At 47.0% G+C, this 23,026-nt stretch carries 23 protein-coding genes; 20 read left to right on the top strand and 3 right to left on the bottom strand.

The window, feature by feature from the left end; genetic code table 11:
* Position 1 precedes the first annotated feature (1 nt).
* The 11 genes from dtd to MHI38_RS09670 all read left to right on the top strand — a co-directional run bounded on the left by dtd (position 2) and on the right by MHI38_RS09670 (position 12,754).
* A complete protein-coding gene (gene dtd, locus MHI38_RS09720; RefSeq protein WP_154958002.1) occupies positions 2 to 451 on the top strand; it encodes a D-aminoacyl-tRNA deacylase in 450 nt (149 codons plus the stop codon).
* Positions 452 to 554: 103 nt separating this feature from the next.
* Entirely contained in the window at positions 555 to 722 is a 168-nt protein-coding gene (locus MHI38_RS09715; protein WP_253491768.1) for a hypothetical protein, read from the top strand.
* Positions 723 to 969: 247 nt separating this feature from the next.
* Entirely contained in the window at positions 970 to 1,476 is a 507-nt protein-coding gene (locus tag MHI38_RS09710) for a type 1 glutamine amidotransferase domain-containing protein (protein WP_154983395.1), read from the top strand.
* A 72-nt stretch (positions 1,477 to 1,548) separates the two neighbouring features.
* A complete protein-coding gene (locus MHI38_RS09705; RefSeq protein ID WP_090915576.1) occupies positions 1,549 to 1,995 on the top strand; it encodes a hypothetical protein in 447 nt (148 codons plus the stop codon).
* A 474-nt stretch (positions 1,996 to 2,469) separates the two neighbouring features.
* On the top strand, positions 2,470 to 2,598 hold the full coding sequence (locus MHI38_RS09700; RefSeq protein WP_260510701.1) for a hypothetical protein: 129 nt from the start codon (positions 2,470 to 2,472) through the stop codon (positions 2,596 to 2,598).
* A gap of 367 nt (positions 2,599 to 2,965) precedes the next feature.
* A complete protein-coding gene (gene hisS / locus MHI38_RS09695; RefSeq protein WP_308723456.1) occupies positions 2,966 to 4,219 on the top strand; it encodes a histidine--tRNA ligase in 1,254 nt (417 codons plus the stop codon).
* Between the two features lie 190 nt (positions 4,220 to 4,409).
* Complete coding sequence (gene aspS, locus MHI38_RS09690; protein ID WP_221787392.1) at positions 4,410 to 6,188, top strand: aspartate--tRNA ligase; 1,779 nt, start codon at positions 4,410 to 4,412, stop codon at positions 6,186 to 6,188.
* 18 nt (positions 6,189 to 6,206) lie between these two features.
* A complete protein-coding gene (locus MHI38_RS09685) occupies positions 6,207 to 6,965 on the top strand; it encodes a tRNA threonylcarbamoyladenosine dehydratase (protein ID WP_090915572.1) in 759 nt (252 codons plus the stop codon).
* Positions 6,966 to 7,168: 203 nt separating this feature from the next.
* On the top strand, positions 7,169 to 8,467 hold the full coding sequence (locus tag MHI38_RS09680; protein ID WP_154983392.1) for an NCS2 family permease: 1,299 nt from the start codon (positions 7,169 to 7,171) through the stop codon (positions 8,465 to 8,467).
* Between the two features lie 38 nt (positions 8,468 to 8,505).
* The gene (locus MHI38_RS09675; RefSeq protein ID WP_154887511.1) at positions 8,506 to 10,341 is read left to right on the top strand and encodes an ABC transporter transmembrane domain-containing protein; all 1,836 of its coding nucleotides are present in this window, start codon (positions 8,506 to 8,508) and stop codon (positions 10,339 to 10,341) included.
* A 226-nt stretch (positions 10,342 to 10,567) separates the two neighbouring features.
* Positions 10,568 to 12,754, top strand: coding sequence for a HelD family protein (locus MHI38_RS09670; protein ID WP_341181219.1), 2,187 nt, complete (start codon positions 10,568 to 10,570; stop codon positions 12,752 to 12,754).
* Between the two features lie 68 nt (positions 12,755 to 12,822).
* On the opposite strand, the gene MHI38_RS09665 is transcribed toward MHI38_RS09670, so the two are convergent.
* Both MHI38_RS09665 and MHI38_RS09660 read right to left on the bottom strand, forming a co-directional pair.
* Positions 12,823 to 13,761 (bottom strand): DMT family transporter, encoded by a 939-nt coding sequence (locus MHI38_RS09665; protein ID WP_341181218.1) that lies wholly within the window; start codon positions 13,759 to 13,761, stop codon positions 12,823 to 12,825.
* Complete coding sequence (locus MHI38_RS09660; protein ID WP_341181217.1) at positions 13,758 to 14,501, bottom strand: SDR family NAD(P)-dependent oxidoreductase; 744 nt, start codon at positions 14,499 to 14,501, stop codon at positions 13,758 to 13,760. The genes MHI38_RS09665 and MHI38_RS09660 overlap by 4 nt, the downstream gene beginning before the upstream one ends.
* Before the next feature lie 144 nt (positions 14,502 to 14,645).
* Between MHI38_RS09660 and MHI38_RS09655 the strand changes: the two genes are divergently transcribed.
* From MHI38_RS09655 to crcB (MHI38_RS09640), 4 genes are all read left to right on the top strand, one after another.
* Entirely contained in the window at positions 14,646 to 15,497 is an 852-nt protein-coding gene (locus MHI38_RS09655) for a LysR family transcriptional regulator (protein WP_090915560.1), read from the top strand.
* A 90-nt stretch (positions 15,498 to 15,587) separates the two neighbouring features.
* Positions 15,588 to 16,895 carry a replication-associated recombination protein A gene (locus MHI38_RS09650; protein WP_090915558.1) on the top strand — a complete coding sequence of 436 codons (1,308 nt, stop codon included), beginning with the start codon at positions 15,588 to 15,590 and terminating at the stop codon, positions 16,893 to 16,895.
* 2 nt (positions 16,896 to 16,897) lie between these two features.
* A complete protein-coding gene (gene crcB, locus MHI38_RS09645; RefSeq protein WP_341181216.1) occupies positions 16,898 to 17,299 on the top strand; it encodes a fluoride efflux transporter CrcB in 402 nt (133 codons plus the stop codon).
* Entirely contained in the window at positions 17,296 to 17,655 is a 360-nt protein-coding gene (gene crcB / locus MHI38_RS09640; protein ID WP_154887521.1) for a fluoride efflux transporter CrcB, read from the top strand. Before crcB (MHI38_RS09645) ends, crcB (MHI38_RS09640) begins: the two co-directional genes overlap by 4 nt.
* Before the next feature lie 133 nt (positions 17,656 to 17,788).
* Here crcB (MHI38_RS09640) and mnmA read toward each other — a convergent pair whose 3' ends face one another.
* A complete protein-coding gene (gene mnmA / locus MHI38_RS09635; protein ID WP_341181215.1) occupies positions 17,789 to 18,913 on the bottom strand; it encodes a tRNA 2-thiouridine(34) synthase MnmA in 1,125 nt (374 codons plus the stop codon).
* 234 nt (positions 18,914 to 19,147) lie between these two features.
* Here mnmA and cymR point away from each other — a divergent pair, with 234 nt between their 5' ends.
* From cymR to MHI38_RS09610, 5 genes are all read left to right on the top strand, one after another.
* On the top strand, positions 19,148 to 19,567 hold the full coding sequence (gene cymR, locus MHI38_RS09630) for a cysteine metabolism transcriptional regulator CymR (protein ID WP_090915550.1): 420 nt from the start codon (positions 19,148 to 19,150) through the stop codon (positions 19,565 to 19,567).
* A gap of 163 nt (positions 19,568 to 19,730) precedes the next feature.
* Positions 19,731 to 20,336 (top strand): acetylglutamate kinase, encoded by a 606-nt coding sequence (locus MHI38_RS09625; protein ID WP_221787362.1) that lies wholly within the window; start codon positions 19,731 to 19,733, stop codon positions 20,334 to 20,336.
* Positions 20,337 to 20,645: 309 nt separating this feature from the next.
* Positions 20,646 to 21,797 (top strand): cysteine desulfurase family protein, encoded by a 1,152-nt coding sequence (locus MHI38_RS09620; RefSeq protein WP_341181214.1) that lies wholly within the window; start codon positions 20,646 to 20,648, stop codon positions 21,795 to 21,797.
* 164 nt (positions 21,798 to 21,961) lie between these two features.
* On the top strand, positions 21,962 to 22,483 hold the full coding sequence (locus MHI38_RS09615; protein WP_090915545.1) for a PRC-barrel domain-containing protein: 522 nt from the start codon (positions 21,962 to 21,964) through the stop codon (positions 22,481 to 22,483).
* Between the two features lie 10 nt (positions 22,484 to 22,493).
* Positions 22,494 to 22,703 carry a hypothetical protein gene (locus MHI38_RS09610; protein ID WP_090915543.1) on the top strand — a complete coding sequence of 70 codons (210 nt, stop codon included), beginning with the start codon at positions 22,494 to 22,496 and terminating at the stop codon, positions 22,701 to 22,703.
* Positions 22,704 to 23,026 lie beyond the last annotated feature (323 nt).

Below are 23,026 nucleotides of genomic sequence, written 5' to 3'. Positions count from 1 at the left end.
GATGAGAGTGCTGGTACAACGCTGTAAAGAGGCTCAGGTAACCGTGGGAGATGAATTGACAGGCAGAATCGAATCCGGTTTAATGCTGCTTGTAGGCATAACTCATGATGACACGGAGAAAGATGCGATTTACTTGGCAGATAAAATTAGCGGGCTTCGCATTTTCGAGGATGAACAGGAAAAGATGAATCTCAGCTTGCTGGATGTAGGTGGTGCGGTTCTGTCCGTTTCACAGTTTACGCTGTATGGTGATTGTCGTAAAGGCAAACGCCCAAGCTTTGTTGCGGCGGCTCGTCCAGAAGCAGCTGAACGTTTGTATGAAACGTTTAATCAGTTGTTGCGGGATAAAGGGATTCAGGTGGAAACGGGACGTTTCGGAGCGATGATGGATGTTACGTTTACGAACTGGGGACCGGTTACCCTTATGTTAGAAAGTCCTTCGCGAGACTGAGGTTCGCATAAATGCGCAGTGAAGGGGTCATAATGAGAGAGAAGTAAACGTTGGTATTACATTGTACTTGTAACTTTGTTGACCAAAGGAGTTTCTCTTAATTATGCGCCAATCTGCAAAAGTAACCAAGAACCAGAACGAGCCGCTAATGATGCCTGGCAATCTGGCGGAGTCACTTCAACTTGCCCGCTCTGCCGCTGCTCATGTGTCCACATTGTGGATGTTGGAAACATCAGATAAAGACAGGCAAGAGCATCATCCACGACCATAGCTCAACCATGTAATAAAACAAAATAGTTATGCTCAAAACCCCGGTTGTTTAACAATCCGGGGCTTTTTGCTGTTATGATTCACATTTCATCTCGGAGGCAGGCCGCAAAATCAATTTAAAATGTATGGATTGTTATAAAAGGCTCTCCTTGGGGTAATAACAAAACGAGGCACAAAAGAAGTGCCAAGGATAGAATTAATCTCTCTAGGTTTAATCACATTCGAATACGGAAAGGAGACCATAGATCATGAGTAAAGTTGCTTTTTTGCTTGCGAATGAGTTTGAGGATTCAGAAATGAAGGTTCCGTACGATGAGGTGAAGAAGGCCGGACATGAGGTACACATTATCGGATTAAAAGCGGGTGAGACGCTTCAAGGCAAGGGCGGCAAGGCTTCCTATACGACGGACAAAGCGATCTCAGAGGTTAACGCATCAGATTATGATGCTGTCGTTATTCCGGGTGGGTCTTCGCCGGAAAATTTGCGAACAGACGCAAATATCCTGAAATTTGTTACGGAAATCAATGCGGCTAACAAACCAATCGCTGCAATCTGCCATGGTCCGCAAATTTTGGCTAGCGCAGATCTGCTCAAGGGACGAACAATTACATCTTATCCTCCACTCAAGGATGACATGGTCAATGCAGGAGCCGACTTCAAGGATCATGAAGCGGTTGTCGATGGGAACTACATTACTTCCCGTACACCTGAAGATGAACCAGCATTTGTTCGTGAATTGATGAAAGTAATATAAGCATTAAAGGGTAAACTGAATACGTTGATGGCATTCTAATGATATATTTCATTCCATAAAGGAGGGTTTGACATGGCAAAACATATTCAGGCGTATTTTCGAACCGAGGACGAAGCAGAGGGTGCAAGAACTTCACTATTGACGTTCCATACCGAGCAGCTTGAAGTAGGTCAACTGGATGCTGCCATTGGTAGGGATACACGAGTTATGGTTCCACTGGTTCCTTATAATACGGCTGGTGGTGTAGGCACGAACGGTGCTATGGGTGTAGGGGCAGCTCCTGGGGTTCCAGCTAGCGAAAATGTAATTCCAGTTGTCACTGATGTTAATCGTGACACTGAACGCGATCCCCGCAACAGAGTGAACGAGGACGGAGATATGCTGGATGCCTCAGATGTGACTTCGGCCGATTATAGTGACCTGCATTATGTTCTGTCTGCCAAAGTAAGAGATGAGGATTATGATGCGATTGTTCATAAGCTTCGCTCTAACCATGCCTATGTGGAAGAACTCGATTAAATCAATAGATATTAAGCTAGCTCTTACGTTGCCCGGTCTTCAATTGCCGGGAAGACGTAAGGGCTTTTAATTATATGCGAAGATTTGTTGCATACTGCAAATGTGCTGGCGAAAAAGAAAAGATGTTGTGGGAAAAACCAATATTAAAGCGCTATCATTTTTGTAATATTCCTGTAATATTAGTAACACAAGCCTTTAACAATGTGCGTTTATAATAACAGACATGACCCCCTTTTTTTATATATCCTTTGAACCTGCACACCGTGTGCAGGTTATTTTTTTCTGTTTTTTTTCTATCTTAGGATGTTAGCCCTTGACTTTAGTACTGCGGTTCATTACAATCAGAAAATAATACGTTGACTGTAGTCAACAAAAGTCGTTTTTTTGAAACATATGACTGATTTGATGACGGGACCAAGTACTCCGTACCCACATGACCAGAGAGGAATCCCCAAGGCTGTAAGGATTCTCTTGATGAGCGGACGAATGACTTCCCCGAGAACAGACGGCGAACAAGGCAGAGAGAATCTGCGGATCTTAGTAGCCGGCCTGCGCATGACGTGCGTTAAACGTAGAGCGGAAGAGCTGTTGATCTGGATGTAGCATTGAAAACATCCTGACGTAATAGCAATAACCTGAACGGCTACAGGCTCAGGCTTCCGGAATGTGGGTGGTACCACGGGTGAATGTATATACAATCTCTCGTCCCTTTGTTTGCTTTTGATAAGCACACAGGGCGAGGGATTTTTTTGTTTTTTTAGTTAAGATATGAGATTTACACGAAGAACGGAGAGGACAGAAAAAACCTGGAAAAGCGAAGCGTTCGCCTTTATCACCGAATTTTAACATTTTAAAGTTTTATTCAAAAAAATTTGGGGATAACAGCGATTGAAAGGTTATTCTGTCCGCGTAGTGGGACTCGTGGAATATCTTAACGTTTACAGAGAAAATCAATGCTGGAGGGATACAGATGGGTTTTCAGAAACCGACAGGAACGCAGGATTTGCTGCCTGGTGTAGTGGAGAAGTGGCAGTATGTAGAAGAAAAGGCACGGGATCTGTGTCGACGTTTTAATTATCGCGAGATTCGCACGCCGATCTTTGAGCAAACGTCTTTGTTTGTACGCGGCGTAGGAGAAACGACAGATATCGTTGAGAAAGAAATGTATACCTTTGATGACAAGGGCAACCGTAGTATGACACTTCGTCCGGAAGGAACAGCTGGCGTAGTTCGTGCTTACGTAGAAAATAAGCTATATGGCGAACCGGATGTGAGCAAGCTGTATTATATCGGTCCGATGTTCAGGTATGAGCGTCCGCAGGCTGGTCGTCAGCGTCAGTTCCACCAGTTCGGTGTAGAAGCTCTTGGTGCAGTTGATCCGGCAATTGATGCTGAAGTTATTGCACTTGGTTATCAATTGTGTGTGGAGCTTGGCCTAAAGGATGTCAAAGTGGAAATCAACTCGGTGGGGAATGCAACTAGTCGGGCGGAATACCGCGAGACACTGCTGGGTTTCCTTAGACCAATGAAAGATACACTTTGCAAAGACTGCCAATCCCGGATGGAGCGTAACCCGTTACGTGTACTGGATTGTAAGGTGGATCAGGATAAATTCGTTGGGGCTCCGTCCATCTTGGACAGCCTGGATGAAGAATCATTGAGTCATTTTACTAAACTACAAGCGTACCTGGACGATTTCGGCGTAGACTACGCGGTGAACAACCGTCTGGTGAGAGGGCTGGATTATTACACCCTGACTGCATTTGAGCTAAAAGCACAAGGGATTGGAGCCATTGATACCGTTGGTGGCGGCGGCAGATATAACGGTCTGGTTGGCGATATTGGCGGACCGGATCAGCCGGGCATCGGCTTTGGTATTGGTCTGGAGCGTATTCAGCTCATTCTGGAGCACCAGAATATTGAAGTAACTACACTTGCTCCGCTCGACGTATATTTCGTCGCTCTTGGTGAGTCAGCGGATCGTGAGGTCAATCGACTTTTGTTCAAGTTACGTCAATCCGGCTTATCCGGTGAGCGTGATTATCTGGGCCGTAAGATGAAAGCACAGATGAAATCGGCTGACCGTTTCAAAGCTCGCTATACGGCGATCCTTGGGGATGACGAACTGGAGCGTGGCGAGATTTCACTCAAAGCGATGGATACAGGTGAGCAGCAGACCGTGAAACTGGATGATCTGGTTGCTACGGTACGCGGAAATAATTAAGAACCTAAGATGGAATGACAATTGTAGAATCGGCAAGTGGCTATGGTGAAAGGATTCCGGTTGTACGGATGGTAATCTCCAGAGACAGGATGCCTTTCGAATAATAAATCTTTACGCAACCGGATTGTGGGTGGCATGCTACAAGCTTGTCTTACACAGAACGGAAATTTAACATAAGAGGAGTTTGGTTATGAAAAGAAGTCATCATTGCGGCGCATTAACAAACGCACATATCGGTGAAACAGTAACATTGAACGGCTGGGTACAGACCCGCCGTGACCTGGGGGGCGTACTCTTCATCGATCTGCGTGACCGCAGCGGAATTGTACAAGTTGTGTTTAACCCGGCATATTCCGGTGAAGCATTGCAAATCGCAGATCGTGTACGCAGTGAATATGTCATTGCGGTAACAGGTAAAGTGGTTAAACGTGATGCAGAGACCGTAAACAAAAACTTGCCAACAGGCGAGATCGAAGTTCAAATTACCGAAATCGAAGTGTTGAACGCAGCCAAAACACCTCCTTTCTTCATCGAAGATGGCGTTGAGGTAGATGAATCCCTGCGTTTGAAATATCGTTACCTGGACCTGCGTCGTCCGGAAATGTTCGAAACATTAAAACTGCGTTCCAAAGCGTCTAAAGTGTTCCGTGATTATCTGGACGGAGAAGAGTTCGTTGAGGTAGAAACACCAATCTTGACCAAGAGCTCGCCGGAAGGTGCGCGTGACTATCTCGTACCAAGCCGTGTGCATGAAGGTGAATTTTTCGCTCTTCCACAATCCCCACAAATCTACAAACAATTGTTGATGGTTGGTGGACTTGAGCGTTACTACCAAATCGCACGTTGTTTCCGTGATGAGGACTTGCGTGCAGACCGTCAACCGGAATTCACTCAAGTCGACATCGAGACGTCCTTCTTGCAACAAGATGACCTGTTGCCGATGATGGAAAAATTGATGGCGAAATTGCTGCGTGAAACGAAAGGCATTGAGCTGGAGCTGCCTTTCCAACGGATTACGTATGCTGATGCGATGGGTAAATACGGTTCCGACAAACCGGATCTGCGTTTTGGCATGGAACTGGTGGAAATGAACGATATCGTAGCAAACAGCGGTGTGAAAGTATTTGCTTCAGTCATTGAAAAAGGCGGAGAAGTGAAAGTACTGAACGCCAAAGGCTGTGGTACATGGAGCCGTAAAGAGATCGATGACCTCGGACCATTCGCTGCCCGTTACGGTGCCAAAGGTCTCGCCTGGATTCAAGTGAAAGACGGCGAGTTCAAAGGGCCAATCGTGAAGTTCTTTACGCCGGAAGAGATTGAAGCTGTTAAAGAACGTACAGGCGCTGAAGAAGGCGACTTGTTGCTCTTCTCCGCTGACACGAAAAAAGTGGTTGCTGATGTTCTCGGTGCTCTGCGTCTGAAAATCGGACGTCAACTCGGTCTGATCGATGACAGCAAATTCAAGTTTGCTTGGGTTGTGGACTTCCCGCTGCTCGGCTATGATGAAGAAGCGAAACGTTATGTGGCGGAACACCATCCGTTCACACGTCCAAAAGACGAAGATGTACATCTATTCGACACAGATCCGGGTGCAATCCGCGCTCAAGCCTATGACCTTGTACTGAACGGTTATGAAGTTGGTGGCGGTTCGATGCGTATCTACAAGCGTGATGTACAAGAAAAAATGTTTGCTGCGCTCGGACTTACGCCAGAAGTGGCTAATGATAAATTCGGTTATTTGCTCGAAGCATTCGAATATGGTACACCACCACATGGCGGTATCGCCTTTGGTCTGGACCGTCTCGTGATGTTGCTGGCAGGACGCACAAATCTGCGTGAAACCATTGCTTTCCCGAAAACGGCAAGTGCAACTGATCTGTTGATGAATGCACCATCCGAAGTAGATGGATCTCAACTCGAACAACTTCACATCCGTGTAGCCCGTAAACCTGTCGCGGAAAAGAAATAAAGGAGGCATCGATTTTCAATGCTCCATCAATTTTCAAGAACAGAGCTTGCGATTGGACCAGAAGGTCTGAATACGCTCAGAAATAGCACGGTAGCCGTACTTGGCATCGGCGGTGTGGGCGGGATTGCTGTAGAAGCACTTGCCCGCAGCGGCGTTGGCCGGATCATCCTGATTGACAAAGATGTAGTGGATATCACGAACATCAACCGGCAAATTCATGCACTTACCACGACAGTAGGTCAGAAAAAAGCCGACTTGATGGTAGAACGTGTGAAATTGATCAATCCGGAATGTGACGCCATTGCGCTGAACATGTTTTATACCGAGGAAACGTATGAGGAATTGTTCAAGTACGATCTGGATTATGTACTGGATGCTTCCGATACGATTATCTACAAAATACATCTCATTAAAGAGTGTCTTAAACGCAAAATTCCGATCATCTCCAGCATGGGCGCTGCGAACAAAATGGACCCGACGAAATTCCAGGTTGCGGATATTTCGAAAACGTCCATGGACCCGATTGCCCGTGTGGTGCGCACCAAGCTGCGTAAAGACGGCATCAAAAAGGGCGTGAAGGTTGTATTCTCCACCGAAGAGCCACTCAAGCCACGTGCAGACGTGACGCAAAAGATCGTTCCAGAGAATGCGCCGGAGATTCGCAAAGCGAAACAGCCGCCGGCAAGTAACGCTTTTGTCCCGCCGGTAGCTGGTCTGATTATGGTCAGTGTTGCCGTGAAAGACTTGCTTGAAAAAGCAGAGAAGTCAGAGGCATAAGCCGAAACAACAGATCAAATTAAGCCACATCGTATACAGATACACACATGAAGCGCGGGTGCTATGAGCACCTGCGTTTTTTGGTGCCGATATGTCAGGATTACGTCATGTACTTCACTTTGAAAACGGTGTATGATATGTTTTGCTGCGCGAAATGATGATACATATATAATGGTTTGCGGTCAGAGAGGGGAACAGAACAAATGAAACACGGGTGGTTGTCCAGAAAACTGGGCATGGAACCAGAAGATCAGTGGAAGAAGGAAATTGTGGCTGGCGCCATATCCTATTTTGCGGTCGTTTATATTGTGATGGTGAATGCCAAGATTCTTTCCGATGCGGGGATGCCGTTGCAGGCAGCCATGGTAGGTACATTGCTTACATCCATTGCAGGATGTTTACTTATGGCTTTTGGGGGTAAATCACCGATTGTTGTAGTGCCCGGCATGGGAATTAACGCATTTTTCACATACACGCTTGTGCACTCGATGAAACTGACTTGGCAGGAAGCACTGGCTGTAGTGGCTGTTACTGGTGCTTTGTTTGCTGTCGTTGCCTTTACGTCGTTATATAAAATGATCAGCGAAGCGATTCCCAAAAATCTGCAGCATGGCATCACGGTTGGAATTGGATTGTTTCTAACCTTTATCGGATTGCAAAAGAGTAGCATTGTGATTGCTCATCAGACAACCTTTGTTGCCATCGGGCACTTCAATGATCCCAATGTCATTACGGCATGTGTAACACTTGTGCTCGCCGTTATTTTATTTATTCGAAATGTGCAAGGCGGTTTGCTCATCAGCATTTTAATTGGGACAGGACTTGCTTATGTGCTCGGAGCGGTACATCCCGGTGAAGCGGTATCTGCCATGGAAGCACTGCGGCAATATGGCGGTCTGTTTGGTGAATTATCTCTGATGAAACTGGCGGATATTGCATTCTGGATTGCTGTTTTTCTGCTGTTATTAATAGTTGTGTTTGAAAATATCGGGCTCATCACCGCGCAAACGAATATGATTGGTCGTCCGGAACGTTTCAAGGGCAGTCTGCGTGCACTGTCGGTTAGCACGGTGCTGGCTGGTATCTTGGGTAGCAGTCCGCCGGTAGCGGCAGCGGAGACTACAGCGGGCATCGCGGCAGGTGGCCGTACGGGTTTGACTCCGCTGGTAACAGCTGTGCTGTTCGGCGCGACCTTTTTCTTCATTCCGCTGCTCGGGTATATTCCCGACAGTGCGATTGCCCCTATTTTGATCATCATCGGTGGTTTGATGGTACAGGGTGTCAGAGATATGGATTTCAGCGATTTTACCGAAGCATTTCCGGCGTTTCTGATCATGGTCATGATTCCTTTTACATATAGCATTGTGGATGGAATGGCCTTTGGCTTTATCGCGTACCCGCTGGCCAAACTGGCCGCCGGAAAAGGAAAAGAAGTGCCTGTCGTCATGTATGGCATTTCGATTCTGTTCCTGGCGAACTTCGTATTGCATGGTATCTTGTAAAACAAAAAGTGATGAGATAGAGAACGGGAGGAAGATGGATGGAAGAACAGGGAATGCAAGAACAGCAACAGCAACACTCGGAGTCGAATAAACCGAAAGTCGGAACAAAAGGATTCAAGGATTTTGTTAGACTGATCGCTTCCACAAATCCACCAAAATTGATCCTGACCGTGGCTCTCATCTTGACATTGATTCAAACGACGGCGGGACTTATCGTTCCTTTGATGACCAAAGGACTCATTGACGGACTGACCACATCAGCTCTAAATAAATCCGTTATATTTCTGCTACTCGGGGCGTTTGTGATCCAAGCCATTGCTTCAGGAATTAGCATCTATATGTTGAATTATGCCGGGCAACGTGTCGTGGCGACGCTCCGCACCAAGCTGTGGAACAAGGTACTGTCCCTCCGTATGCCATACTTCGACCGCAATCGTACGGGGGATACAATGAGCCGCATCACCAATGACACCAGTCAGATTATGACATTAATTGCGGATTATCTCGTATCATTTGTTTCTAACATCGTTGCGGTAATCGGTGGGGTTGCACTGCTCTTTTATCTGGATTGGGTGATGTCACTCATCATTCTAAGCCTGGTGCCGCTGACCATGCTGATCTTGTTGCCTGTGGGCAGAAAAATGTACAAAATCTCCAAAAAACAGCAGGATGAGATGGCTGGACTGACGTCGGTGCTCAGTCAGGTGATTAGTGAAATTCGTTTGGTCAAAGCATATGGAACCGAGAAGCAGGAATCGGAGGCGGGAGATTCCCGCATTCGTAAAATGTTCGCTTTTGGATTACAGGAAGCACGCATTCTGGCGTTGATCGGGCCTTTGTTTACTTTTGTTATGACGGCTGTGCTCGTCGTTATTCTCGGTGTCGGAGGGATGCGGGTTGCTTCGGGGATATTGTCGCCGGGGGAACTGGTTGCTTTCATTCTGCTACTTTTCCAAGTTATAATGCCTATGGGACAGTTCACAACGCTGTATTCACGTTTGCAAAAAGTCGTAGGTGCTACCGAACGCATCCAGGCGATTCTTGCGGATGAGGAAGAACCGGATCATAACACAAAGCTGGCTCCCCAGGGCAATGAAACGATTGCGTTTCACGATGTACATTTCTCTTATGTTACAGGCGAAGAAGTGTTGCATGGTATTAATCTAACGGTGCCTACTCGCAAAGTAACAGCCATTGTGGGTCCGAGCGGAAGTGGTAAGTCTACGCTGTTCTCCTTGCTGGAGCAGTTTTACTTGCCTGATTCGGGTCACATTTCGTATGGGGGAGAAGAGATAACAACGTATTCGCTCGCTTCCTGGCGTAGCAAAATTGGCTATGTATCACAAGAAAGTCCGCTGATGGCAGGTACGATTAAGGATAATATCACGTATGGTCTCAATCGTGAAGTAACGATGGAGGAGATCAGAAGAGCCGCGGAGATGGCTTATTCGGCTGATTTTATCGACAAACTGCCACAAGGCTTTGACACCGAAGTGGGTGAACGCGGAATGAAGTTATCGGGGGGCCAGCGTCAACGGATCGCCATAGCCCGTGCGTTGCTGCGTAGCCCGGATATTCTGATGCTGGATGAAGCCACCTCCAGTCTGGACAGTACATCCGAGTACGAAGTTCAACAGGCGTTATCCAATCTGATGGAGGGCAGAACTACTATTGTCATTGCACATCGATTGTCCACTGTCGTGGATTCAGATCAGATTGTAGTATTAGAACATGGTCATGTGACTGGAACGGGAACTCACGCAGAATTAATCAACACACATCCCGTATATCGGGAGCTTGCACAAAAGCAATTTGTGGCACAGGATGGAGAAGGTAGTACAAGTAGCAATGAGGAAATACAAAACAAAGAGTAGCGCTCGACAAATAAAGGGATGAGGAATGAAGGATTTCTGCGATACCTGTGAAGGTACCATTCAGCAGAGTCCTTCTTTTTTTGGCAAGGACTTCATGGTTTGATTTGTTCATATGGAAAATGGATATGGCTTTCAGTTGCCCTTTGTGATATATTGGGTATCCTTTTGTATTGCGCGATCTACAGCGATGCAGAGCAAACATATATTCTTAGGAGGTAACTGAAACATGTCAGACAGCTTTCAAAGTGCCTATCAAGAAGAAGAGTACAGGTTAGCGCAAACGATGGAAGAAGTGGATCGTCAGCTCACACGGCTGCGGAACTTTCCGGTGTATACCGGTCACGATTTCACGGAGCAAGTGCTGGAAGCCGGACGTGAAGAACGCCGGAATGCCTTGTCCAAGAGCGCGCAACAACCCTATTTCGGACGCTTGGATTTCGAAGAGCAGGGCAGTGGTGAACGGAAACCGCTGTATATTGGCAAAATCGGCGTAGACCGCGAAGAGATCGGTGAGCATCCGCTTGTCATCGATTGGCGCGCTCCTGTCGCGAGCCTGTTTTACTCTTTTACCGGAGGGGAAGCCTCCGCAACGTATGAAGCCCCTGAAGGGCTGATTGAAGGTCTGGTGTACCTGAAACGAAATGTCGTGATTCGTCAGCGCATACTGGAACGTGTGGCAGATACGTATAACCGGGACAGTGACCAGCCTGCCGTATCCGATGAGTTCCTCGTGTACCGCCTTGGTGAAAATAAGGACAATAAGTTGCGGGACATCGTATCCACGATCCAGGCCGAGCAGGATCAGATCATTCGGGCGGCGAGAAACACCGCATTGATCATTCAGGGGGTCGCCGGATCAGGGAAAACCACAGTGGCCCTGCATCGCCTTGCTTTTTTGCTGTATCAGTACAAGGAGCAGGTATCGGCGGAGAAAATGGTTATTTTTGCACCCAACCATATGTTCCTCGATTATATCTCGGATGTGTTGCCAGAGCTCGGTGTAGGAGACATTCAGCAGCAAACCTTTCCCGATTGGGCGATGAATCTGCTAGGGCTGGAAATGCCACTTGCAGATGCGTCAGAGACGTTGCAGACGTGGTTCGAAACCCCTGCTACTCGGCCTGAACTGAACGATGATGTCCCTGGACGTTACAAAGGCTCGATTCGTTTCATGGAACTGATCCGGGAGTGGTTGTCTGGGATGGAAGAAGCATCTGTGCCGGAGGGTGATTTCAGTCCATGGGACGGTGCGGTGCTCAGTAAACAGGAGATCGATAACTGGTTTGGAACGGAGTACAAACATTATCCGCTGGCTAAACGTAAAGAGCGGGTCATGGCACGGGTTCACCGCTGGATCGAGATGGAATTGAAAAAGCCCATGCCAGAAACGGTGCGTAAAGAACGTAAGAAAAAGGCAGCAACGCGGGAGAAATCCTATGCCAAAAAGTGGCCTGAATACAATCCGCTGACGTTGTACAAACAGCTGTTCAAGGCAGTGAAAGGCGGGGCTGTACCTGCTGAGCTAAGCAACTTGATACCCAAAGCAATCATGAAACAAACCGGTGCAGATTTGAAGAAAGATGTCATTCGAGAAGAGGACCTGCCGGCACTGGTCTATATCCATACGCTGGTGCATGATATTGAAGGAGCTGAGCGTTTTGACCACGTTGTCATTGACGAAGCCCAGGACTTCTCTCCGTTTCATGTTGCGCTGCTGGATCAGTTTGTGAAAGGACATTCCTTCACTATTTTGGGGGACTTGTCCCAAGGTATTCATGAGTACCGCGGTGTTCATGCGTGGGAAGAGATGAGTTCGTTGTTCCCGGAAGAACAGAATGCGTATTTTGCCTTGACCCGAAGCTATCGTTCAACGATGGAAATTATTGATTATGCCAACACCATCCTGGAGCAGGGTGTACAGAGTGGGATTACGGCGATTCCCGTGTTCCGGAGCGGTGATCCGGTGCGTACTTTGGCTTATGGAAGTGAAGGACGAACGGGGAGCTTGGAACGGGCACTGAAGGTGCTTACCTCGAAAGATTATCGGACGGTGTCCATTCTGACGCGATCATTGCGTGAAGCCGAAGAGCTTCATCGTGAGCTTCAGGCGGCGGGCTGGGATTTGAACCTGATCGACGGTGGTAAAAAGCAGTACAGCGGTGGACATTCGATTTTGCCTGTGTATCTGTCCAAAGGGCTTGAATTCGATGCAGCTATCGTGGCTGATGTTGATCAGGAGCACTATTATCCTGGCGCGGGTGATGCGAAGTTGCTCTATGTCGGCTGTACACGGGCTCTGCATGAATTGTGGTTATTCCACGACGGCAACATGCCGGCGTATGCCGCGGCAACGCATAATCCTGAAGGTGAACAGGTTACGATTCAAGGCTGGCCTGATGACACTGTTTCATAGATGTAAAGGCATGACGCGGGTTAACCCTGCATCATGCCTTTTTGCGTATGAAGATGAAGGCAGCATTCTTATCCCGAGGTTACGGAGGGAGATACGTCTTGTTTTTTCTTAGCTGAACGGCGGTTCACTAGATAGATGCCCACCCCGATTAGTACTCCTCCAGCTCCGACAAACCATTGAACCTCTTCATTCAACAAAATCCAGCTTGAAAGAACGCCGAAGAACGGTGCGAGAAACAGGTAGCTGCTGGTCTGGGCGGGATCACTGTTCTGTAACAGATAAAACCAGAGGGAAAACTGCATGATGGAACAAATCAGCGTTAGATATAACAACGATAGGAGGGAGACTGGAGTTATTGTAAAATGAGGCTGCTCCGTCCATACACTTAGCAGAAGCAATGCTACACCTCCGGCGAGCATTTGATAAGCGGTAAGCACGAAAGTGTCATAATCAACGCCCCAGCGCTTAATCAGGAGTGTGGATACGGCAAATGAAATTGCTCCGCCAAAACCGATCCAGGTCCCCGGGGTGAAGCTCATATGCCATCCAAAGGTAAACAAAATGCCGACAAACCCAACAATTACGCCAATCCACTGGCTTAATCGATATCTCAGGTTATATAGTAGCGCACTGAGAACAATGACGATCAATGGATTCGTAAATGTAATAATGGCCGATTCACCGGATGAAATCCAGTTCATGCTGTAATAGGCGCAGCCCATCACCCCGGCGGATTGAAACAAGCCGATGAGCATGATTTTACCCCAGGCTCGCCATCCCCTCGGTAAGGGGTGCCTACGCAGGGCTAGGGCCATCAAACCACCAGCAAGGATGTACCGCAAGCCCATCAATAGAAAAGGTGGTGCGTAACTGAGTCCTATTTTACCTACAGGAAAAGAAGTTCCCATAATGAGCGTTGTCACGATAATCAATACGATGTATTGGACTGGTTTTAAGGAAGCTGGTACGCGTTTCGCTCTAGCTGGATTATGAATTGTTGCGCTCATAATGTCTGTCCTCCATCGACAGTAATAAGTTGTCCTGTCATGGATCGCTGTTCAAAAGCAGCGCAGACCATGTGGGCGATGTCCTCTGGCTGAGCGATTTGCTGTAGTAACAATTGTCCACCGAGTTGGTGCATTCGTTCCTCATTGCCAGCCCACCAACGTGTGGAGACAGCTCCAGGAATGATGGCATTTACACGTATGAGCGGGGAGAGTGCATGGGCTAGAGATAAAGTCAGACCATGTACTGCTGCTTTGGATACGGCGTATGGAAGAGATGAACCCGAACCGGTGCTGCCGGCAATACTGCCCATATTTACAATGGCACCTCCACCGGCCTGCTTCATTCCTTCGGTTACGGCACGAGCACAATGAAACATACCTTTCACATTCACATCCATCAGTTCGTTCCAGATATCATCTGTGACAGCTTCCAGATCGCTGAGGGGGATATGATGGGTCATGCCCGCATTATTTACAAGGTCGGTGATGGGGCCATAGATTTCGGTTACTTTTGCGACCATTTGGCGAACCTCTTTATCATTTGCAATATTCCCCTGAATGGAAAATGCTTGCCCGCCTTGATTTAAGATATGCTGAACGGTTTCTTCTGCGGCCTGCTGTGATCGAGAATAGTTCAATGCGACCCGTGCACCGCGTTCAGCCAGCAAGGTACTGACCGCGCGGCCTATACCTGTTCCTCCGCCTGTAATTAAAACCACTCTATCGGTCCAGTATGTCATCTCGAACACTCCTTCTTTTGTTTTCAACCATTGAATTTCGAACAACAGATGAATATGTCATCATTGTAGTACGCTCTGGCAAGAGAGTATAATGATTACAAATGAACTGGATATCATTTTGAATGATGTCAGAGCGGAGGCATGATGGAGAGCGGGGATCTTCGAATATTTCAATGTGTTGCACAGGAAGGAAATCTGACCAGAGCTGCAGCCAAGCTGGGGTACGTTCAATCCAACGTTACGGCACGCATCAGGCATCTGGAAGCTGAAGTAGGCACACCTTTATTTATCCGTCACAATCGGGGAATGACGTTGTCTCCAGCGGGAGAGACGTTATTAACTTACGCAGATAAAATCATTGGTATGTTGAATGATGCATCCAAAGCGCTCCAGGCTACCAATACACCGTCTGGCCCTTTGCAAATTGGTTCCATACAGACAGCCGCGGCGGTAAGGTTGCCACGTCTTCTTGCAACATATTACAGCCAGTACCCGGAAGTTTCACTAGCGCTGGCTACAGGTCATTCACAAATGCTTATTGACCAGGTTATCGGGTATGAATTGGAAGGCGCATTTATTGGTTGTTCTTGCGACCATCCTGATATTAAATCTGTGGATGTATTTGATGAAGAACTTTTTGTGATATCGTCTCCAAGTCTGTCAGAGGAGGAACTGATCCGAAAGCCGATATTGGTTTACAGTATGGGGTGCTCTTACCGTAAAATTTTGGAGGACTGGATGCTTCTGAGTGGTGTTCACAGGCCTGTTATTATGGAATTTGGGACGCTCGAGGCGATTATCAGTGGCGTAGCCTCTGGAATGGGCATCTCTCTATTACCTGAAATCGTCATTCACCAGCAGATCAAAAGTGGTTTGCTGCGTAAGTATGCTCTTCCGGTTGGCATGAACCGTATGATGACAAGATTTATTACTCGTAAGGATGCGTTTGTCAGCAGTGCGCTTGGGGCATTTATGGCGATGCTTCCGCAGGAATGATATGATAGCGAGTGGAGATTCATTTTAACATTTTGATCACGTTAATAACTGAATATCAGATTGGCAATCCGTTAAGGAAGTGATAAAACCATGGATTTATTTTCGTTTCAACAGGATACACAACCACAGGCCAGATTGCTTGCAGACCGCATGCGGCCTGAGCATCTGGATGAATATATAGGGCAGGAACATATTATCGGGCCAGGAAAGCTGCTACGCCGAGCCATTGAAGCTGATCAGATTTCATCCATCCTGTTGTACGGGCCTCCGGGATGTGGCAAGACAACACTTGCTCACATCATCTCTCAGCACACTCAAGGACAATTCGTGCGACTGAATGCTGTGGATGCCTCTGTGAAGGATGTACGAGAAGTCATTGAGCAGGCACAGACGAACAAACAGCTCTACGGAACCAAAACGATTCTCTTCCTCGATGAGGTACATCGTTTTAACAGTTCGCGTCAAGATGCACTGCTACCAGCGGTGGAGAAGGGCACGATCATTTTTATCGGGGCAACGACGGAAAATCCCTTCCATTATGTAAACGGAGCCTTGATGAGTCGTTCCACCCTTTTTCAACTGGAATCCTTAAATAAGGAGCATTCCCTGATTGCGATGCGCAGAGCGCTAAGCGATGCGGATAAAGGCCTTGGGTTTATGGAACTGAAAGCCGATGATGAAGCGCTGGCACACATTGCTACGATGGCGAATGGTGATATTCGCCGTGCCCTGAATGCTCTGGAGCTTGCCGCGCTGACGACACCGCCTGAGCAGGATGGAACGGTTCACATCACGCTGGCTGTCGCGGAAGAGTCGATCCGTCGTCCCATTGTCAAGGCAGACGAGTCCACGCAGTATGACGTATTATCTGCTTTTCACAAAAGCATTCGTGGTTCGAGTGATGCAGCGTTATTCTGGTTTCTATATGCGGTGGAGAAACTGGGCATGGACCCCATGACGTTCATCCGGCGCCTGATTGCCGCAAGTAGTGAGGACATTGGGCTGGCGAATCCACAGGCGATGACCCAAGCGATAGGAGCGCTTGATGCGTACCGAAATAACGGGTGGCCGGAGGCGAAGCTTAATATTGCGCAAGCCATTTTGTTTGCGGTGGAAAGTCCGAAGTCCAATGCAGTATATACTGCGATATCCAAAGCGATGAGCGCCATTGATGAGGTGAAGTCGGCCGAAGTACCGCTGCATTTGAGGGATACCCATTACTCAGGTGCTGCCAAGCTGGGACATGAAGGATACCAGTATCCTCATAACTACCCGGGACATTATGTGAAACAGGAGTATCTGCCAAAACAGCTGTCTCGAAGAGTATTTTATGAGGCGACAGAGCAGGGGAATGAGTCGAAGATCAGGCTGAACCAACAGCGGCGCAGGGAGCTGTAGAGATGAAAGAGTTAGCATATATCGGAGCTGGCGGGTTTCTGGGCACATTAACCAGATACACCATTCAACTGATGCTCCCCTCGGCCAATACAGGTTTTCCATGGGCAGTGCTGTTGATCAATGCGATCGGCAGCCTGTTTTTGGGCTTTTTTTTTACTATCGCTATTCCTGAGAAAATAACACCACAGCTTCGCCTCGCCATTGGCACAGGATTTACTGGAGCCTTCACGACCTTTTCCACATTCACACTGGACTTCGTTCGTTTAACGGAGGGTGGAGAATGGTTGAAAGCAACGGCTTATCTCCTTTTGAGTGTAGTGGCAGGACTGGTGCTCGGCGCCCTTGGGATCAAGCTGGGCAATCGAATGCTAAGTGTCTCCCCCAAAGAGGGTGATGGCCTATGATCATCTGGATAGGATTAGCAGGTGTGTTAGGCGCACTAGTCCGTTATAGTCTAGGAAAGGTTGTCTCCGGCAAACTTGGCACCGCTTTTCCTTGGGGAACGTGGGTAATTAATATCAGTGGCTCTGTTATTCTGGGAATGTTGTACGGCGGGCATCAAGCAGGAAGTTTGCCAGACGCAATGTGGGTAGTATGGGGAACTGGCTTCTGCGGAGCGTACACCACGTTCTCTACCTTTGGGTATGAAACATTAACGTTAATGGGGCAACAGCGACAAGCCAGAGCCGTTATTTACGTGGTAAGTTCAGTGGTGGTGGGGATATTAGGTTGTCTGGCAGGAGTTTGGCTCACTGCATAAGTTAAATATTTAAATTTTTTTGCAAAAAAAAGCAGGAAAAAAGCCATCCTTCATGGTATTACATGAAAGACGGCTTTTTTTGTAGGAATACAGGGAATGGACTTCACCACTCTCAAGTGATGAGTAAGTCCTGTTATTGCATCGCCGATACAGGGACCTTCTGTACCTGATCAATTGTACCACCGCCAAGGCAAACCTCTCCGTCGTAGAAAACAACGGCTTGTCCTGGCGTAATCGCTTTTTGCTGTTGATCAAACTGTACATCCACACTGCCGTCCTTCTGCCAGGTCAATGTAACGCCTTGGTCCGGTTGACGATAACGGAACTTGGCTGTGCAGCGGAAAGGCACATTCGGTGTGCGCTCTGCACCTGCAATCCAGTTTACGCCTGTAGCCGTCAGACCTGTAGAGTACAAGCTGGCATGAGCGTCGCCCTGCACTACGAGCAATTGATTTTTCTCCAAGTTTTTATCAACGACAAACCAAGGCTCGCCGTTGCCGGAACCGCCAATGCCAAGTCCTTGACGTTGACCCAGCGTGTAGTACATCAGACCGTCGTGACGGCCTTTGACTTCACCCGTTACGATATCAACCATGTCTCCGCCTTTGGCTGGCAGATAGTTGCTCAGGAACTCCTTGAAATTGCGTTCGCCGATAAAGCATACACCTGTGCTATCTTTTTTCTTGGCTGTGTACAGACCGGCAGCTTCAGCAATTTTGCGCACTTCCGGTTTAGGCAGGTGACCAATCGGGAACATGGCTTTGGAGAGCTGCTTTTGATTAAGAGCATTCAGGAAGTAAGTCTGATCTTTGTTGTTGTCCACACCGCGCAACAATTTGAACGTGCCGTCCTCTTCAATGAGGCGCGCATAATGGCCAGTAGCTACATAATCTGCGCCGAGATCCAGCGCTTTGTTCAGGAACTCACCGAATTTGATCTCACGATTACACATGACATCCGGGTTCGGCGTACGACCCGACTTATATTCATCAAGGAAATAGGTAAATACTTTATCAAAGTATTCTTTCTCGAAGTTGACAGTGTAGTACGGAATGCCGATCTGTTCGCACACCCGGCGCACATCCTCTGAATCTTCTTCAGCGGTGCAATGGCCGAACTCGTCCGTATCATCCCAGTTTTTCATGAAAATGCCGATGACATCGTAACCTTGCTCTTTCAGAAGCAATGCGGTAACCGATGAATCCACACCTCCGGACATGCCAACGACGACCCGTGTATTTTCATTTGCTTTGGACATCGTTATCACCATTTCTATATATAAATGTGTTTCGTTACTATTCTAGCATAACCCGACCGAACTTACGATACACCCGGCCAACTTTGGATAGTGTCCACTCCAGACGCACATTTTGCAATATCGTCAATCTTTCTTTTCCATAACGCATGCAGATATGTTAACATTACTTGAGGGTTATGATCGGAATACGGAGGATTAGATGTATTTTTTTGAAAATTGAAAGAGGTGACTCCTTTGAAAATATCGACAAAAGGCCGTTACGGCCTCACAATCATGATGGAGCTGGCCGCAAGAACCGGCGAAGGTCCAACATCTTTGAAGAGCATTGCTGAGCGCAACCAGCTCTCTGAACATTATCTGGAGCAACTGATTGCGCCACTGCGTAATGCTGGCCTTGTTAAGAGTATCCGCGGTGCATATGGCGGTTACATTCTGGCAGGTGATCCTGCAACGGTGACCGCAGGGGATGTCATTCGTGTACTGGAGGGACCGATCTCGCCAGTAGACTTTACGGAAGAAGATGACCCGGCTAAGCGTGATTTGTGGCTACGCATCCGTGATGGCATTGCAGAAGTGCTGGATTCAACAACGTTGAAAGACTTGATTACTTTTGAGGATCAGGAAAAGAAAGATTCGTACATGTTTTATATTTAGTTTCCTTATAGTGTTTCAATCAACGCCAGCAAAAAACAACTTTACTGTTGATAGCAGTGAGGTTGTTTTTTTGTTCCGATTCCCGATTTTGATCAACATCTGATTGGGTTGCACCAATGTAGGCTGTTCCCTATATATTGTTGTAAAAAGGAGTTGACGGATGATGTTTAATTATGTTCCGACCTATTATTATCCAACTTTTCGGAAAACGGATTCCTTGCAGTGCACAACAGCTAGCGTAGATTTGAACAGGAAACTCAGATCACTATGGGAACAGCATGTGTTCTGGACGAGATTAACCGTGAATAGTATCGTTGATGGACTTGGTGACGTCCAACCTACAACCGCAAGACTGTTAAGAAATCCAAGTGATTTTGCTCAGGTGCTTGCACCGATCTATGGGACTGCTATTGCCGGTCAATTTGAAAAACTGCTTAGAGAACATTTAACGATTGCCGCAGAACTTGTTACTGACTTGAAGTCAGGCAATAGTACAGCAGCAGCAGATGCCCAGAAACGTTGGTATGCCAATGCTGATGAAATTGCTACTTTTTTGGCGCAAATTAATCCATATTGGTCAAAAGTGGAATGGCAAAGGATGATGTATGAGCATTTACGTCTTCTTACGGAAGAGGTCGGCAGTCGAATTGCGAAAGATTACGTAAGGAATGTTGAATTAAGTGATTCTATTGAGCCACAGGCTTTGGGGATGGCTGATATGATGACAAGTGGAATTGTCCAACAATTTCCTTCCGTATTTCAATATTAACAAGACACATAGAACGTATAGGATCATCACCAATTCTGCGTGTGACTCATAACATTCATGAATGAAAATAGGTTACTTTAGTTGAAAAAAAGTGGTAGAATATAATATGCGCTCACGAAAGAATAGCGGCAATTAAATCTAAAGATGCGCTACATTTAGGAAGAAATTAAGAAATGAAGTTGATCATCTAGAAGATAACATAGAAGCCCCCATAATGGGGGCTTTAGCCATGCCAACAGAGATCAAAGCCTGCCTGTACCAGTGTTAAGATCATAAAAACGAAATCCAATAACTAACGGGGTGATATCGATGAATCGTATATATTTAGATCACGCCGCATCGACACCTATGCATCCACGCGTCGCAGAAGCGATGATGAATGTGATGACAGGGCAATATGGTAATCCATCCAGCATTCATGCCTTTGGACGTGAAGCCAAACGCACGGTCAGTGGAGCGAGAGACAGTATCGCGGCATCTTTGGGATGTAAACCGGACGAGCTTGTATTTACAGGTGGCGGGACAGAGAGCGACAATCTGGCGATTTTTGGGACGGTTGCTGCCAGAGCAGATCAAGGCAAACATGTGATTACGACGGAGATTGAACATCATGCTGTACTGCACTCATGTCAAGAACTTGAGCGGCAGGGATACGATGTGACCTATCTGTCTGTGGACGAGTCTGGGCGCATCAAGCTGGAGGAACTGCGTGAAGCCATCAGACCTGACACCGTGCTGATCACAATGATGTATGCCAACAACGAAGTAGGCACGATTCAGCCGATTCGTGAGGTTGGTGAACTCGCGCGTCAGCATGATATTTTATTTCATACAGATGCGGTTCAAGCACTGGGCAGCCAGCCGATTTCCTGTAGAGACTTGCCTGTAGATCTGATTAGCTTCTCTGCGCACAAGATTAACGGACCGCAGGGTGTGGGTGCGCTGTATGTTAGACGTGGTGTAACATTGGAAGCCAGATCACATGGTGGCTTACAGGAACGACAACGTCGTGCAGGTACAGAGAACATTGCGGGGATTGCAGGTTTTGCAGAGGCGTTAAAGATCATTACAGAGAATGCAGAGGAGCACCTGCAGCATGCACTGGAATTAAAAAAAACATTGCTTGATCAGCTTGCCATTCATGTAGGGACAGAACATTTTCATGTCAACGGACATCATGATTATATGCTTCCCAATATTCTCAATATCAGCTTCCCCGAGGTATCTACTGAAACGATGCTGATGAATCTGGATATGGAGGGCATCGCTGTAGCAAGTGGTTCAGCTTGTACTTCTGGTTCCCTGGAAGTATCCCACGTACTCAAAGCAATGAACTTGCCAGAAGCATTTTTACAGTCTGCGATTCGATTTAGCTGGGGTTTGGGTAATACTACAAAAGAAATCATCACAACCGCCGAAAAAATTGGAACCATTCTTCAACGGCTACGTAATAAACCTTAAGGGGTTCTTTACACATGGAACAGAAGGAGGGAAGGAGTTCCATTTTCATCGGTTGAATAGTAGCGGTTTGATGATCGGCGTCTGATTGCCACTCATCAACTTTGGGCATACCTAGCAATAGCGCCGCGCCTATACAATGTGAAGAAGATGAGGGGGACCCAGCGATGAAGCTTCAGGAAATGATCGGACTTGCCGTTTTTGATGTTGAGGACGGGAAGCAGGTCGGTAAAATCCAGGATTTCATTGTGAATGATGATTGGGAGATTGAAGGCATTGAACTTGAGAATAAGGGCCTGTTTACCAATCATGTCAAAATGGTGCAATGGGAAGATATCGTTGCCTATGGCGAAGATGCCGTCATGATCCGTAATCAACAGGCTGTCCGCAAGACGGGGGCCGACGACATAAAATACACATACCTCCTTGGTCGTTCTAAATTGAAGGAGATGTCCGTGCTCACCGAAGAAGGTTTGCTGCTTGGACGTGTCTCTGATGTTTATTTTGACCAAGAGTTGGGAAATACAATAATAGGGATTGAAATTACGGACGGTTTTGTGTCCGATCTGATCGAGGGCCGTAAATGGCTGCCATGTACAAGTGATATGTCAATCGGAGAAAGTGCCATTATGGTACCGCCACTGAGTGAACAGCGCTTGGAAAATGCCATTCATTCTGTTAATGGATAGGTGAATGAATATGAAATGTCCAAATTGTAGTTCGAAAGATATCGGAAAAATTGGCTCCCATCAGTTTTATTGCTGGGGATGCTTTATTGAGTTAACGGTAAACGGTGAGAAAATGTCTGTGTATCAGGTGGAAGAGGACGGCACTTTAAGCTCTCTGGATGATTTGTTCTTCGGAGAAGAGTTGCCACAAGACTTCCCACATATTCACGCTTCTTCTTAATACGCGGTTTAACTTCCTCTATATGCGGTTTCATGACAATACATGTCATTTAATGATGTCGCAATCTGGCGACAGATGGATATAGATGTAGTTACATAGTGGTCAGGAAGCATATGGTTGATTATATGAGGCAATGATTCATAAAATTCGCTTTCCTCTTTTTTAGAGGAGAGCGTTTTTTTTGTTATGCAATGATGAACACAGAACATATTCTTATTCCCTTCCTCTTCTCATTTACCACATCTGCACGGAGTTAATAAAAATTCCCTCTCCTACATATACTGACTTTCAGAGCCAGTCCATATACTGAACTGTAGAGGCAG

It is taken from the genome of Paenibacillus sp. FSL K6-1558 (genome assembly GCF_038002565.1).
GTDB classification, from domain to species: domain Bacteria; phylum Bacillota; class Bacilli; order Paenibacillales; family Paenibacillaceae; genus Paenibacillus; species Paenibacillus polysaccharolyticus.
This window is presented reverse-complemented; position numbering and strand designations above follow the sequence as displayed.